Raw genomic sequence first — 14,344 nt, forward strand, 5'->3', positions numbered from 1 at the left:
ACGGGCCGGACCGGGGCCACCGCCCCGGGGCGGTGGCTCAGGGCTGTCCGGCCCACTCCTGCGTGTGGCGGTGCCGTCGCAGCCCGACCGCCCGGAACTCGTCGAAGTCCTCGCCCGCCGTCGCGCCCAGGCGCCGCAGGGCCTGCGAGAGGGGGCTGCCCTCGGCCGGGAAGGGCTCGTACTCGGGCAGGTGCAGCGGGCCGAGCACGAGGGCGCCGGCGTCCCAGACCGCGGCGCGCTGCTCGCCGGTGCCGCCGAAGTACTCGGCCTCGGCGTAGGCGATCGGGCCGTCCTGGGAGCGGTCGGCGAGGACCCGGTCGAAACCGCCGGGCAGCCGCCAGAAGCCGAGCGGCCGTTCGTCGCCGCCGTCACCCGCCGAGCCCGGGGAGCCCGCCGAGACCGGGGAGCCCGGGAGCCCGGGGGTGCTCAGGGAGTGGGCGAGCGGCCCGGTCATCGGGATCAGGGCCAGGCCCTGGCCGAGGGGCTCGACATGGGCGCCGGGCAGGTCCAGGGCGAGGGTCTCCAGCAGCGCGGCCCGCGCGAGGAGCGCTTCGAGCACGTACGTCATGAGGCGAGCTCCGCGATCACCGCGGTGTGGTCGGACGGCCAGACACCGCCGACCGGAGCGTCCCCGGCCCGGCGGGCGGCGCGGACGCTCCCGATGCCGCCGGGGCCCGGCCGGCCGACGTGGATGTAGTCGATCCGGCGGCCCTGCCCGAAGGTCTGCGACTCGTAGGGGCTGGCCGTGTCCCAGGTCACGTAGGACGCCGCCGGGTCGGCGTGCCGCCACACGTCGACGAGCCGCCCGTCCCCGGTCCCCGGGGCGGTGGCCGGGGGCGGGCCGCCGAACAGCCGCAGCTCGTCGGAGTCGGGTTCGGCGTTGAAGTCCCCGGTGACCACCGGCGGGTACGGCGACGCCGTCCGCCGGTCCGCCACGAAGCGGGCGATCGCCGCGACCTGGAGGCACCGCGCCGCGGATTCCCGCGGCCGGGAGTTCAGGTGTGCGGTGAGGAACGGCACCGGGTGTCCGGGCGCGTCCAGCAGGGCGTACAGCGCCGGCCGCCCGTCGTCCTGGCCGCCGCCGACGGGAAGCCGCAGCGCCTCGTGCCCGGCGACGGGCCGGCGGCTGAGCACCGCGTTGCCCACGTCGGACGTGGGGTCGCCGAGCCGCTGCCGGAAGCGCCCCGGCTCGGGCGAGGCGGCCCAGGTCCAGTACATGCCGAGCTCGCCGGCGAGCCACCCGGCCAGGTTCTCCCCGCCCCGCGCCCACACCTCCTGCAACCCGACGACGTCGGGCCGCTCCCGGCGCAGCACGTCGAGGATGGCGCCCGCGCGCTGCTCCCACGGGCCGAACCGCCACCACGGATTCCACGTCATCACGCGCATCCGGCGATCATTTCCGCTCCGGCCGGGCGAGGTCCAGCCCCCTCCCCCGGCCGGGTTGCCCGGGCCGAGGCCGGCCCGCGGCCGCCTCCCGGACGGGTGAGTCCACCGACCGGGACAGGCGGACCACATTCCGGACATCACCCCGGACGGCGGCCCGCGGTGTGCTTTCATAAGGACCATGCACACGAACATCTGGAACCTGGGGCCGCTGTGGCCGGGTCGTCGTGCGCATCATTTCGACCAGAGCTGTCGCCGGGGCTGATCTGCGCCCCGACCGACTCCTCCCGCTCTGGAGCGATTTCCATGGCCCTGTCGTCCGACAGGGCGGGCGGTCCCACTCCGCTCGTCCTTCCCCAGCTGCGTGCGCTCGTACGCGGCTACGCCGCCGCCGTGCAGGGCGGGGCGCATCTGCCCGTCCATGACCCGTCGCAGCGCTGGTACACCCGGCTGCACCATGATCCCTACGTGGACGTCTGGCTGATCACCTGGCCCGGCGACACCTCCACCGAACTGCACGACCACGCGGGCTCACTCGGCGCGCTCACCGTCGTACGCGGCACCCTGACCGAGCACCGCTGGGCCAACGACGGCCAGGGCGGCGGCCGCATCACGACCAGGGAGCTGGCGGCGGGCCGGGGCGGGGCGTTCCCGCTCGGCTATGTGCACGACGTGGTGAACGCGGCCGGTGAACCGGCGGTGAGCGTGCACGCCTACTCGCCGCCGCTGACCGCGATGTCGTACTACGCGGTCGACGGGACCGGCTCGCTGCGCCGCACCCGCACCGTACTCACCGACGAGCCGGAGCCCGGACCGGGGCCGGTACTGGAGGCCGCGCGATGACGACATCGGGGATCGACCGGCTGCTGGCCCGCGCCCGCGCCCGGCTGGAGCGGGTCGGGCCGGAGCAGGCCGCCGACGAACTGGCCGCCGGGACGGCCAGGCTGGTCGACATCCGGCCGGCCGCGCAACGGGCCCTGGAGGGCGAGTTCGCGCAGGCGCTGGTGATCGAGCGCAATGTGCTGGAGTGGCGGCTCGACCCGCTGAGCGACGCCCGGATCCCGGAGGCCACCGGGCACGACGTGCGGTGGATCGTGGCGTGCTCGGAGGGGTACACCTCCAGCCTGGCGGCGGCCGCGCTGCTGGACGTCGGGCTGCCCCGGGCCACCGACCTGGAGGGCGGCTTCCAGGCCTGGCGCAAGGCGGGGCTCCCGGTCCGTTAGGACGCGTCCGGCCCCTGGCGCCGGCGTCGGAGGAAGGCCCGCACCTCGGCGAGGAACGCGTCGGGGCGACAGGCGTGGACGGCGTGCCCGGCGTCGATGGTGATCATGCGGGCGTCGGGCATGCGGCGGGCCGCCAGCGCGATGCGGTCCTGCGGAAGGGGGCTCGTGGGGCCGCCGCCGATGACGAGGGTGCGGCAGGTCACGGCCGGGAACAGCTTCCACCACGCCGGGTCCGGGGCGTTGCGCCGGCGCGCGGTGTCGGCGACGGCCCGCCAGTCGTACGGCTCCCCCGGCTGCGGCCCCCGTGGCACGTCGCGGGGCGGGTCGGCCGGGTCGGGGGGCGGCGCGTCCTCCAGGACGAGCGCGGACACCCGCCCGGGGGCGTGGGCGGCCAGCAGGTAGCCGACGACGCCGCCCATGGAGTGGCCGATCACGGTCACCCGGTCGAGCCCGAGGGCGTCCAGGAAGGCCAGGGTGTCGTCGCGCATGAGCTCCGGCGAGTACGTACCCGGCCACTCGCTGGCGCCGTGCCCGCGCGCGTCGGGCGCGTACACCCGGTGGTCCGCGGACAGCTCTGCCGCGGTCTGTCCCCAGTCGGCGCCGTCCGACCCCAGCCCGTGCAGCAGCAGGAGGGGCGGCGCGGCGGCCGGGCCCAGGACGCGGTAGGCGAGCCTGATCCCGTTGGCCTCGACGTTACGAAGGTCCGTCACGCCGGTGACGCTACCCGCGCGCTCGCGGGCCCGGGCCGCCGTCCGCTCACGGCGGACGGCGGACGGCGGACGGCGGACGGCGGACGGCGGACGGCGGAGGCTCACCCTGGACGGCGGAGGCTCACCCTGGACGGCTCACAGCGGACGGTCGTGGCCCTGCCAGTACGGCTCGCGCAGCCGGCGTTTGTAGAGCTTGCCGTTGGGATCGCGGGGCATCTCGGCGATGAAGTCGACGGACCGGGGGCGCTTGTAGCCGGCCAGCCGCTGCTCGCAGTGGGCGAGGATCCCGGCGGCCAGTTCCGGGCCGGCGGTGTACCCGGGGGCCGCTTCGACGACGGCCTTGACCTGCTCGCCCCAGTCGTCGTGGGGGATGCCGAAGGCGGCGGCGTCGGCGACGGCGGGGTGGGTCAGGAGCGCGGCCTCGATCTCGGCGGGATAGATGTTGACCCCGCCGGAGATGATCATGTCGATCTTGCGGTCGCGCAGGAAGAGATAGCCGTCCTCGTCGAGATAGCCGAGGTCCCCGACGGTGAAGAAGTCGCCGATGCGGCTGCTGCGGGTCTTGTCCTCGTCCTTGTGGTAACGGAAGCCGCCGGTGCGCATATTGATGTAGACGGTGCCGAGTTCACCCGGCGGGAGGCGCTTGCCGTCGTCGTCGTGGATGGCGATCTCGCTGAACGGCCAGGCCCTGCCGACGGTCCCGGGCTTCTTGAGCCAGTCGGCGGCGGGCGCGAAGGTGCCGCCGCCCTCGCTCGCGGCGTAGTACTCCTCCACGCACGGGCCCCACCACTCCAGCATGGCCCGCTTGACGTGCTCGGGGCAGGGCGCGGCCCCGTGGATGGCGTGCCGCATGGACGACACCTCGTAGCGCGTCCTGACCTCCTCGGGGAGGGCGAGCAGACGATGGAACTGGGTCGGGACCATGTGGGTGTGGGTGCAGCGGTACCGGTCGATGAGCCGCAGCATCTCCTCGGGGGTCCACTTGTCCATGAGGACCACCGGGTGCCCGATGTGCAGGGCGGCGGCCGCGAACTGCAGGACGGCGGTGTGGTACAGCGGCGAGCAGACGAGATGGGTGTTGCCGTCGAACGGTTTGATGCCGAAGACCCCCAGGAATCCGCCGAGATGGGTCTCCTCCGGGGGCTTGCCGGACAGCGGGCGGCGGATGCCGCGCGGCCGGCCGGTGGTGCCCGAGGTGTAGTTCATGATGCCGCCGCCGGTGCGGTCGGCCGGGGGCGTGCCGGGGTGGCCCGCCGACAGTTCCTCGTAGTCACGGAAGCCCTCGACCGTGCCCACCGCGTACCGGTTCCCGGGCGGCAGCCCGGCCTCGTCGGCGGCGGCCCGGGCCTGGTCGGCGTACCGCTCGTGGGCGATCAGCACCTTGGCCCCGGAGTCGGCGACGATCCAGGCGATCTCGGTCCCGACGAGGTGGTGGTTGACCGGGACCAGGAAGAACCCGGCCTGGAAGGCGGCCAGATAGGCGGTGAAGAACTCGACGCCGTTGGGGAGCACGACCGCCACGGCGTCGCCGGGCCGCAGCCCGGCCGCGCGCAGCCCGTGCACCAGGCGGTTGGCGGCGCCGTGGAGACGGGCCGCCGTCCACTCCTGGCCGTCGGGGGCGACCAGGACGACCCGCTCCGGGTCGGCGGCGGCCTGCGCCCAGAAGCCGTTGGCGGGGCTGCCGTTGGCGGTACCGCTGTTGCCAGTGCTGCCGTTGACGGTGCTCATGAGCGGCCCGCTATCCGGTCGAGGCGGTCCATGGCTCGCTCGAAGCCACGGGTGAGGTCGTCGAACACAGCCTGTACGCTGCGCCGTTCGTTCATCTGGCCGACGATCTGGCCGACCGGGGTGCCGAGCAGCGGCTCGACCTCGTACCGCTGGATGCGGCTGATGGCGTCCGCCACCAGCAGGCCCTGCAGGGGCATCGGCAGCGGTCCGGGGCCGGCCGGGTCCTCCCAGGCGTCGGTCCACTCGGTACGCAGCTGGCGCGCCGGTTTGCCGGTCAGCGCCCGGGAACGGACGGTGTCCCCGGAGCCGGCCGCGAGCAGTTTGGCGATCAGCGCCGGGGACGGCAGTTCGGCCTCGGTCGTGGTCAGCCACACCGACCCCAGCCACACGCCCTGGGCGCCCAGCGCGAGCCCGGCCGCGACCTGCTCGCCGGTGCCGATGCCTCCGGCGGCCAGCACCGGCAGCGGATCCACCGCCTTCACGACCTCCGGCACCAGCACCATGCCGGCGATCTCGCCGGTGTGGCCACCGGCCTCGTAGCCCTGGGCCACGACGATGTCGATCCCGGCGTCCTGGTGATGCCGGGCGTGCCGGGCACTGCCCGCCAGCGCCGCCACCAGGATTCCGTGGTCGTGGGCGCGGCCGACGATGTCGGCGGGCGGTGAGCCGAGGGCGTTGGCCAGCAGCCTGATCGGGTACTGGAACGCGACGTCCAGCTGGGAGCGGGCCACCTGTTCCATCCAGCCGGTGATCCGCCACCCCGACACGTCGTCCGGCCCCAGTTCCGGCACCCCGTGCTTGGCGAGGACGTCCCGTACGTACTCCCGGTGCGCCTGCGGGATCATGGCCTCGACGTCGGCCTCGGTGACGCCCTCGACCTTCTTCGCGGGCATCACCACGTCCAGGCCGTACGGCTTCCCGTCGGTGTTGGCCTCCAGCCAGTCCAGGCTCCGGGCCAGTTCCCCCGCGTCCGTGTAGCGCACGGCGCCCAGCACACCCATGCCGCCGGCGCGGCTGATCGCGGCCGCGACGGCGGGGAACGGCGTGAAGCCGAAGATGGCGTGCTCGATGCCCAGCCTCTTGCTCAGCGTCGTCTCCATGCTCCGCAGGATGCCGCAGCGAACCGGCGAGCGGAAGCCCTTTTCTGACGCTGCGTCAGATAATTTCAGCCCTCCGGGGCCGCCCGGCGGTGCGCGGCCACCCGGCGGTACAGGGCCAGCGCCTCCGCCGTACGGCCGAGCTGCTCCAGGCAGTGGGCCTCGTCGTTGCGGCTGGCGAGGGCGTCGGGGTGGCCGGGCCCGAGCACCCGCTCGCGCGTGTCGGCGACCTCCCGGTAGACCGCCAGGGCGGGGGCCCAGCGGCCGAGCCAGCCGAGGGCCACCGCGATCTCACGCTTGCTGACCAGCGTGTCGCCGTGGTCGGCCCCCAGCGCCCGCTCCCGCAGCGCGGCGACTTCACGGGCCTCGGTCAGCGCCTCCTCCCAACGGCCGAGACGGCCCAGATTGACGCCGAGGCCGTGGCGGGCCCGCAGGGTCTCGGGGTCGGCGGCGCCGCTGGTACGCGTACGGGAGGCGACCAGGCCGGTGTAGAGCCGGAACGCCTCCGGGCTGCGGCCCAGCCGGCCGAGGGCGATGCCCGTCTCGTAGCGGGCGGCCAGCGTGTCGGGGTGGTCCTCCCCCAGCGTCTCGGCGCGTACGGCGGCGACCTCGCGGTAGATGTCGAGGGCCTCGGCCCATCGGTCGAGGAGGCCCAGGAGGTACCCGGCCTCACAGCGGGAGGCGAGGGTGTCCACATGGGCGGGGCCCAGCACCCGGGCCCGGGCCGCGGCCACGTCGGCGGCCATGGCGCAGGCCTCGTCGAGCCGGCCCAGGCGGCCGAGGCTGAACGCGAGGTTGTGGCGGCAGGCCAGCGTGTCGGGGTGGTCGGCGCCGAGGGAACGCCCCCGGGCGGCCAGCACGGCCGAGTACGCCTGGTGGGCGTCGAGGTGGCGGCCGAGCCGGCCGAGGACGTACGCGGCCTCCTGCTGGGCGGCCAGGGCGCCGGGGTCGTCGGGTCCGGCGAGCCGGTGCCGGGCGGCGGCCACGTACTCGAAGGTCCGCAGGGCCTCCTCGGCCCGCCCGAGCCGGCTGCGGCAGAAGGCGAGTTCGTAGTGGCTGGCGAGGGTGTCCTCGTGGTCGGCGCCGAGCGTCCGCTCACGCTGGGCGGCCACCTCGCGGTGCACCTCCTCCGCCTCCTGCCAGCGGCCGAGCCGGGCCAGGCTGACCCCCGCCTCGTGCCGGTGGGCGAGCAGATCGGTCTCCCCGGGGGCCGGAACGCCGGCCCGGGTCGACCAGGCACCGGTGAGCTCGGGCAGCCGGGGCGGGGTGCGCGGCGCCCGCGCGGCGCCGGAACGCACGGTCCGCGCCCAGGAGGGCAGTGCGACGGCCCGCAGCGGCCGGACCGCCGGCAGCGGCAACGGCGCGGCCCGCATCGCCTTGAGGCGGCCGCCGACGTCGGCCGCGTTCTGCGGGCGCTCGTCGGGAGACTTGGCCAGCAGGTCGAGGATCAGCCGGTCCAGCTCCTCCGGGAGCCCGTCGCGGAGCCGGCCCGGCGGCTCGGGCGCGGTGTCGCGGTGCCCGACGAGCACGGCCCAGGCGTCACCGAGGTCGAAGGGCGGGGCGCCGGTGGCGATCTCGTACAGCACGCAGCCCAGCGAGTACAGGTCGCTGCGGTGGTCGATCTCCTCGTCGGCGCCGATCTGCTCGGGCGACATGTAGTGCGGCGTGCCCATGGCGATGCCGGTGCCGGTCAGCCGTGAGGTGAAGCCGATGTCGTGGCCGAGCCGGGCGATGCCGAAGTCACAGATCTTCACCGAACCGTCGGAGAGCCGCATGATGTTCGCCGGCTTGAGGTCGCGGTGGATGATGCCCTGGGCATGGGTGTAGGCCAGCGCCGCCGTGACCTGCTCGGCGATGTCCATCACGTCCGGCAGCGGCAGCGGACTGCCTCCGGTGTCCTGGAGGATCTGCAGCAGGTTCCGGCCGTCGAGCAGCTCCATGACGATGTACAGGACGCCCTCGCTGTCGCCGAAGTCATGGACGACCGTCACCCCGCGGTGCTGGAGCGAGGCCGCGACCCGTGCCTCGCGCCGGAAGCGCTCCTGCAGCACCCGGGCGAACGCCGGGTCCGCCGAACCGCTCACCGGCTTCAGGCACTTGACCGCGACCTTGCGGCCCAGCGACTCGTCGAGCGCACGCCAGACCTCCCCCATGCCGCCCCGGCCGATCAGCTCCGCCAGCCGGTACCGGCCCTGAATCAGTGTCGTCCCCGTCGTCCCAGCCACCATCGCCCGTCGCCGCCCCCGTCGTTGCGCACTCTTCCCCTCCCTCAGTATGGCGAGGATTGGTCCCGTTTGGGCAGCAGGTACAGCGACGGATGCGTACCGGGCCCCAGCCGCCCCACCGCCTTGGGGATGTGCCTCGGTGGCAGCTGCCACCGCAGATACGCCGGTACGGCGCGCAGCGCCCGGCCCGTCGCCCGCAACCGCCGGGTCGCCACGGCCTCGGGCACGGCCGGGCGGCCGTACAGCTCGTGGGCGAACGGCGGCAGCGCCGCGTACGCCGGCCCGGCCACCCGGCTCCACAGCACGGCCCCCGGGCGGAGCAGGGCCGGGACCGGCAGCGCCTGGAGGAAGGCGAACACCTCGGAGGACTCGTCGGTACCGGCGAGCTCGGGGCGGACCTTCTCGAAGTAGGCCGCCAGCCTCGCGGTGTCGGCCGGTACGTCGGCGGGGTCGAGGCCGATCAGCCGGGCGGCGGTGCGCTGCTCGTCGACGTACGCGTCCGCCTGGGCGTCGGTCAGGGGCAGGCCGGAGCGCCGGGCGACGCTCAGATACGAGTCGATCTCGGCGCAGTGCACCCACAGCAGGAGGCCGGGCTCGTCCACCGGGTAGCGCTCGCCGGTCCCGGGGTCGGTGGCGGCGAGCCGGCGGTGGATCGAACGGATCCTGGCGCCGGCCCGTTCGGCTTCGCCGGTGGTGCCGTAGGTGATGGTGCCGACGAAGTCGGCGATGCGCAGCAGGCGCCCCCAGGCGTCCTTGCGGAAGTCACTGTTCTGGAACACGCCCCGCACCGCCCTCGGGTGCAGCGCCTGCAGGTACAGGGCCCGTACCCCGGCGATCCACATCATGGGGTCGCCGTGCATCTGCCAGGTCACACTGCCGGGTCCGAAGAGCCCGGGGTCCGCGTCGCGCATCTCTGCCTCCCGCAGCGGTGTGACCAGGAGTTCCGGTTGGCCCCGGCTCACGTCTGCGACCTCTCGGCGGTGCCGCCACCAGTCTGCGGGCTCCGCCCCTGAGCAGGCAATCCGCTTCGCACTCCGACGCGATGACGAGGATCATCGTCGGGTACACCACGGAGCTGGAGACGGTCGACGAGGACACCGGGCATCCGCCGCGGGGCGCGCAGGACCGGCGGCCCCGCCGATGCCCACCCGCGAGGAGGAACCGCCATGACCGGGACAGACCTGCCGGACGATCTCGACGAGACGTCCGTCACCGCCGCCGCGATCGCCAGCTTCGACGACACACCCGATCCCCGGCTGCGCGAGTGCCTCTCGGTGATCGTCGGACATCTGCACGCCGCCGTCAGGGAGTTGGAGCCGACCCAGGAGGAGTGGGAGAAGGCGGTGGACTTCCTCACCGCCACCGGACGCAAGTGCGACGACACCCGCCAGGAGTTCGTGCTGCTCTCGGACGTGCTGGGGGTGTCCTCCCTGGTGGAGAACATCAACCACCGCAAGTCCCCGGGCGCCACCGAGGCGACCGTACTCGGCCCCTTCCACATGACCGGGTCGCCGCCGCGGGAGCTGGGCGCGAGCATCGACGAGGTCGGCAGGGCCGAACCCTGCCTGGTGACCGGGCAGGTCGTCTCGGTGGACGGCACCCCGCTGCCGGGCGCGCGGATCGACGTGTGGCAGGCCGACGAGGACGGCTTCTACGACGTGCAGCGCCCGGACGTCCAGCCGCCGGGCAACGGACGCGGCCTGTTCACCGCCGACGAGCGGGGCCGTTTCCACTTCACCACGGTCGTGCCCTGCCACTACCCGATCCCCACCGACGGCCCGGTCGGCGAACTGCTGCTGGCCACCCGCCGTCACCCCTACCGGCCCGCGCACATCCACGTCATCGCCACCGCCGAAGGGCACCTCCCCGTCACCACCCACATCTTCGTCGAGGACAGCCCCTACCTGGACTCCGACGCCGTGTTCGCCGTCAAGCGCAGCCTGGTACGGGACTTCGGCCGCGTCGACGACCCGGCCGGAGCGGCCCGGTACGGCCTGCGCAACCCCTACCCCCACGCCCGGATCGACCTGGTGCTGGAGCCCCTCGTGTGACCGGCCGTACCCGGAACCGCAGCACCACCCGGTCATCGCGCGGTCCGTCATCGGCCGGCCGGACGGCCCGGCGGGCGGCGGGCGGCGGGCGGCGGGCGGCGGGCGGCGGCTACAGCGTGGCGGCCATGGCGTCGTCGATGTGCTCCTCGACCCAGCCGCGCAGGAGGCCCAGCGGTACGGCCGCGCTGCGGCCCAGCGCGGTGAGGGCGTACTCGACGTGCAGGGGAACGGCTGGGTAGACGGTCCGGTCGACGAGGCCGGCGCCCTCAAGGCGCCGGAGGGTCTGGGTGAGCACCTTGGAGCTGACCCCCTGCAGGGACCGCTGCAGGGCGCCGAAGCGCCGCGGTCCCTCCTCCAGCGCTCCGATGGCCAGGGCGGACCACTTGTTCGCCAGCAGGTCCAGCATGGCCCGACAGGGGCACTGGGCGGCGTAGACATCGTGGTGCGCGTGCTGGCCGGTCGTGCAGGCGGTGCTCACGTAACCCTCCCCAACAGGACACTTCCCAAAGGGAAGCAGGTGTCCTTGATGGTAACCACCACCCCGGGGGTAGCGTCAGCACCAGGTCAACGAAAGCCCGCACAAAGGTCTTTCGGCACATTTTGTTCTAGGGAGATCACCCATGTCAGCGTCCTCGATGCGCGCCGTGGTGCAGCACGCCTTCGGCGGTCCCGAAGTCCTCCGGACGGAGCGGGTGCCCCGCCCCCAGCCGCTGCCGACCGAGGTCCTGGTGCGGGTGCACGCCGCCGGGATCAACCCGGTCGACTGGAAGACCCGGTCCGGCGCGGGCATGGCCGGGGTGCTGGGCGAGCCGCCGTTCATCCTGGGCTGGGACGTCTCCGGCGTGGTGGAGGAGACCGGCTTCGGGGTCACCACGCTCCGGCCCGGCGACGAGGTCTACGGGATGCCCTGGTTCCCCCGCGCGGCCGGCGGCTACGCCGAGTACGTCACCGCCCCCGCCCGCCAGTTCGCCCGCAAGCCCGCCGGCCTCACCCACGAGCAGGCCGCCGCCGTGCCCCTGGCGGCCCTCACCGCCTGGCAGGCCCTGGTGGACACCGCCCACCTCCGCCCCGGCGGCCGCGTACTGATCCACGCGGCCGCGGGCGGCGTCGGACACTTCGCCGTCCAGTTCGCCAGGCACCTGGGCGCCTACGTGATCGGCACCGCCAGTAGCCGCCATCACGGCTGGCTCACCGCACTCGGCGCCGACGAACTCGTCGACTACACCGCCGTCCGCTTCGAGGACGCCGTCAAGGACATCGACATCGTCATCGACCTGGTCGGCGACGCGTACGACCGGACCAGCACCCGCTCGCTCGGCGTGCTGCGCCCCGGCGGCCTGATCATCGCGGTCCCCTCCGGCGTCTCGCCCGAACTGCTCGACGCCGCCCGGTCCCAGGGGCTGCGCTCCAGCGCCTTCCTGGTCGAGCCCGACGGGCCGGCCCTGGCCCGCATCGCCGGACTCATCGACGCCGGTGACGTGAAGGTGGAGGTCGAGGAGGTCTTCCCGCTGGAGCGGGCCGCCCAGGCGCACGCCCGCGGCGAGACGGGCCGCACCCGCGGCAAACTCGTCCTGCGCGTGACCCCCTGACCCCCGGTGTGACCAGGATCGACAGTCGGCACCAGGACCGCGGTGTCCCTGTCCCTGTCCCTGTCCCTGTCCCTGCCCCTGCCCCCGTTCCCGGGCAATGCGCTCCCATGGCCCACCTGGCGTACACGGCGCCGGGTGGGCCGTTCCTGCCGTCCTGCCGACCGGCCAGGGCATGATCGGTACGGTGATACCGGGACGACGAGAGGGGTGGCGCGGCCGTGGGCGAGGAAGCGGAGATCAGGACGGCGAAGGAGGCCGCGGACCACGAGCTCGTCCTGGCGTTCGGCCGACTGCAAGGGGCGGCCAACCGGCTGGAGTACATCCTCGGCCGGGCGCTCGAAGAGGAGTGCGGCATCAGCCATCTGGTGTTCGAGGTGCTGCTGATCCTCGGGCGGGCGGGCGAGCCGGGGCTTTCGATGCGGGCCATCGCCCAGGAGCAGGTCCTGACCACGGGCGGCGCCACCCGGCTGGTGGACCGCATGGAGGCGGCGGGGCTCGTGACGCGCGCGGAATCCCCCGACGACCGGCGCGCGAAGCTGGTGCGGCTGACCCCGCTGGGCGAGGAGACGGCCGTCCGCGCGTCTGTCGTCCACGTGGAGAACATCACGCGATACCTCATGGAGCCCCTCCCCGCCGCGGATCGCAAGCGGTTCGCCGAGGATCTCCGGATCATCAGCCACACAGCCCGGGACGCGTTGCCCCGTCTGCCCTGACCTGCGAACGGGCGGCAACGCTGATGTAATGACGTCAGCCACATCCATGTGCCCCACGTCACAAGCGCCGGGAAATATCTGACACGTCAGTTACTGTTTTGTCAGGTGAATGCCCGCACCGGGTGGGCGCCACATGCCTGTCGAGGTCACCCATGAAGCTCGTCTACGTTTTCGACGCCTACTGCGGCTGGTCGCACGGGTTCTCCGGAACACTGCGCGAGGTCGTTGCCCGTCACCCCGAGTTGCCGGTCGAGGTGGTCTCCGGCGGGCTGTTCACCGGACCGCGACGGGTCCCGACCCGTGAGTTCGGCTACATCCAGGGCGCGAACGCCCGGATAACCGAGCTGACCGGCGCCCGATTCGGCGACGGGTACGACCGGTTGATCGCCGACGGCTCATTCGTGATGGACTCCGAGGCCGCCGCCCGCGGCGTCGCGGCCCTGCGTCAGGCCGCCCCCGGCCGCGCGGCAGAACTCGCCGCGGCTCTCCAGCACGCCTTCTACGTCGACGGACACGGTCTGTCCGACGGGGACACCTACCGCACGGTCGCGGAGGCGGCCGGACTGGACGCCGATGCCGTGGTCGCCGCCTTCGAAGCGCCCGAGGCGCGGGCCTCGGCCGAGGCCGACTTCCGCCGCGCCGCCGAACTCGCAGTCACCGGCTTCCCCACCCTGCTGGCCGTCGACGGCGACTCCGTCACTCCCCTGGCCCACGGCCACGCCACCGCCGACGAGATCGACCAGCGGCTCGCGGCCAGTGCGGCCGCCCGCGTCCTCTGACCACTCCCGCCCTCACCCCCACCCACCCAGGAGTTCCGCATGAGCACTCTCTCCTTCACGGTCCTCGACCTCGACTTCCCCGCCGGCAGCAAGAACAAGACCGCCACCCTCGTCACCGGCGAACAGGAGGCCCTGCTCGTCGACGCCGGCTTCACCCGCGCCGACGGCCACCGCCTGGCCGCCGCGATCCTCGACTCGGGCAAGAAGCTCACCACCGTCTTCGTCAGCCACGCCGACCCCGACTTCTACTTCGGCGCCGAAGTCCTCGCCGACGCCTTCCCCGACGCGGCCTTCGTCGCCACCCCGATCGTCATCGAGCACATCACGCACTCGTACGAGGGCAAGCTCAAGGCGTGGGAGGCCCTCGGCCCCAACCTCCCCACCCGCCTGGTCGGTCTCACCGCGTTGACCGGCGACCTCACGCTGGAAGGCCACCGCTTCGAGCTCAAGGGCGGCCCGGCCGGCCTGCCCGACCGCCACTACCTGTGGCAGGCCGAGCACCGCGCCCTCTTCGGCGGTGTCCTGCTCTTCCAGCAGGAGCACGTCTGGGTCGCCGACACCCCCACCCCGGGCGACCGCGCGGCGTGGATCGCCCTGCTGGACGAGATGGCCGCGCTGCAGCCGGAGTTGGTGGTCCCCGGACACCGGCTGCCCGGCACCCCGGCCGATGCCTCCGCCATCACCGCCACCCGCGACTACCTGCTCGCCTTCGACGAAGAACTCGGCAAGGCGGCCGACGGCGCCGCGCTGACCGAGGCCCTCGTCAAGCGCTACCCCGACAACGGCATGCTGATCGCCGCCCAGATCGGCGCGAAGGTCGCCAAGGGCGAAATGAAGTGGGGCTGA

15 protein-coding genes are annotated in these 14,344 nt (G+C 73.7%); 7 read left to right on the forward strand and 8 right to left on the reverse strand.

The window, feature by feature from the left end:
- Positions 1–37 precede the first annotated feature (37 nt).
- Positions 38–568, reverse strand: a complete 531-nt coding sequence (locus tag RWE79_RS06495) for a hypothetical protein (protein WP_475939048.1) — start codon at positions 566–568, stop codon at positions 38–40.
- A complete protein-coding gene (locus tag RWE79_RS06500; RefSeq protein ID WP_475939049.1) occupies positions 565–1,386 on the reverse strand; it encodes an endonuclease/exonuclease/phosphatase family protein in 822 nt (273 codons plus the stop codon). Before RWE79_RS06500 ends, RWE79_RS06495 begins: the two co-directional genes overlap by 4 nt.
- Positions 1,387–1,689: 303 nt before the next feature.
- On the opposite strand from RWE79_RS06500, the gene RWE79_RS06505 reads away from it, so the two are divergent.
- Together RWE79_RS06505 and RWE79_RS06510 are read left to right on the forward strand one after the other, a co-directional pair.
- Entirely contained in the window at positions 1,690–2,226 is a 537-nt protein-coding gene (locus RWE79_RS06505) for a cysteine dioxygenase (protein WP_475939050.1), read from the forward strand.
- The gene (locus tag RWE79_RS06510; protein ID WP_475939051.1) at positions 2,223–2,606 is read left to right on the forward strand and encodes a rhodanese-like domain-containing protein; all 384 of its coding nucleotides are present in this window, start codon (positions 2,223–2,225) and stop codon (positions 2,604–2,606) included. Before RWE79_RS06505 ends, RWE79_RS06510 begins: the two co-directional genes overlap by 4 nt.
- Here RWE79_RS06510 and RWE79_RS06515 read toward each other — a convergent pair.
- The 5 genes from RWE79_RS06515 to RWE79_RS06535 form a co-directional block, all read right to left on the reverse strand.
- Positions 2,603–3,316 carry an alpha/beta fold hydrolase gene (locus RWE79_RS06515; protein WP_475939052.1) on the reverse strand — a complete coding sequence of 238 codons (714 nt, stop codon included), beginning with the start codon at positions 3,314–3,316 and terminating at the stop codon, positions 2,603–2,605. The genes RWE79_RS06510 and RWE79_RS06515 overlap by 4 nt on opposite strands.
- Positions 3,317–3,451: 135 nt before the next feature.
- Entirely contained in the window at positions 3,452–5,044 is a 1,593-nt protein-coding gene (locus RWE79_RS06520; protein WP_475939053.1) for an acyl-CoA synthetase, read from the reverse strand.
- Positions 5,041–6,144 carry an NAD(P)H-dependent flavin oxidoreductase gene (locus tag RWE79_RS06525; protein WP_475939054.1) on the reverse strand — a complete coding sequence of 368 codons (1,104 nt, stop codon included), beginning with the start codon at positions 6,142–6,144 and terminating at the stop codon, positions 5,041–5,043. The genes RWE79_RS06520 and RWE79_RS06525 overlap by 4 nt, the downstream gene beginning before the upstream one ends.
- Before the next feature lie 65 nt (positions 6,145–6,209).
- Positions 6,210–8,369, reverse strand: a complete 2,160-nt coding sequence (locus tag RWE79_RS06530) for a serine/threonine-protein kinase (protein WP_475939055.1) — start codon at positions 8,367–8,369, stop codon at positions 6,210–6,212.
- Between the two features lie 41 nt (positions 8,370–8,410).
- The gene (locus RWE79_RS06535; RefSeq protein ID WP_475945636.1) at positions 8,411–9,277 is read right to left on the reverse strand and encodes an oxygenase MpaB family protein; all 867 of its coding nucleotides are present in this window, start codon (positions 9,275–9,277) and stop codon (positions 8,411–8,413) included.
- A 255-nt stretch (positions 9,278–9,532) separates the two neighbouring features.
- On the opposite strand from RWE79_RS06535, the gene RWE79_RS06540 reads away from it, so the two are divergent.
- The gene (locus tag RWE79_RS06540; RefSeq protein ID WP_475939056.1) at positions 9,533–10,417 is read left to right on the forward strand and encodes a dioxygenase family protein; all 885 of its coding nucleotides are present in this window, start codon (positions 9,533–9,535) and stop codon (positions 10,415–10,417) included.
- 109 nt (positions 10,418–10,526) lie between these two features.
- Here RWE79_RS06540 and RWE79_RS06545 read toward each other — a convergent pair whose 3' ends face one another.
- Positions 10,527–10,895 carry a winged helix-turn-helix transcriptional regulator gene (locus RWE79_RS06545; protein WP_475939057.1) on the reverse strand — a complete coding sequence of 123 codons (369 nt, stop codon included), beginning with the start codon at positions 10,893–10,895 and terminating at the stop codon, positions 10,527–10,529.
- A gap of 142 nt (positions 10,896–11,037) precedes the next feature.
- On the opposite strand from RWE79_RS06545, the gene RWE79_RS06550 reads away from it, so the two are divergent.
- The 4 genes from RWE79_RS06550 to RWE79_RS06565 all read left to right on the forward strand — a co-directional run bounded on the left by RWE79_RS06550 (position 11,038) and on the right by RWE79_RS06565 (position 14,344).
- Positions 11,038–12,006, forward strand: a complete 969-nt coding sequence (locus RWE79_RS06550; protein ID WP_475939058.1) for an NADP-dependent oxidoreductase — start codon at positions 11,038–11,040, stop codon at positions 12,004–12,006.
- 218 nt (positions 12,007–12,224) lie between these two features.
- Positions 12,225–12,719, forward strand: a complete 495-nt coding sequence (locus RWE79_RS06555; protein ID WP_475939059.1) for a MarR family winged helix-turn-helix transcriptional regulator — start codon at positions 12,225–12,227, stop codon at positions 12,717–12,719.
- A gap of 152 nt (positions 12,720–12,871) precedes the next feature.
- Positions 12,872–13,498: a DsbA family protein gene (locus tag RWE79_RS06560; protein ID WP_475939060.1), complete on the forward strand. Its 627-nt coding sequence runs from the start codon at positions 12,872–12,874 to the stop codon at positions 13,496–13,498.
- 39 nt (positions 13,499–13,537) lie between these two features.
- Complete coding sequence (locus RWE79_RS06565; protein ID WP_475939061.1) at positions 13,538–14,344, forward strand: MBL fold metallo-hydrolase; 807 nt, start codon at positions 13,538–13,540, stop codon at positions 14,342–14,344.

The sequence above is a fragment of the Streptomyces sp. RLA131 genome (genome assembly GCF_056270125.1).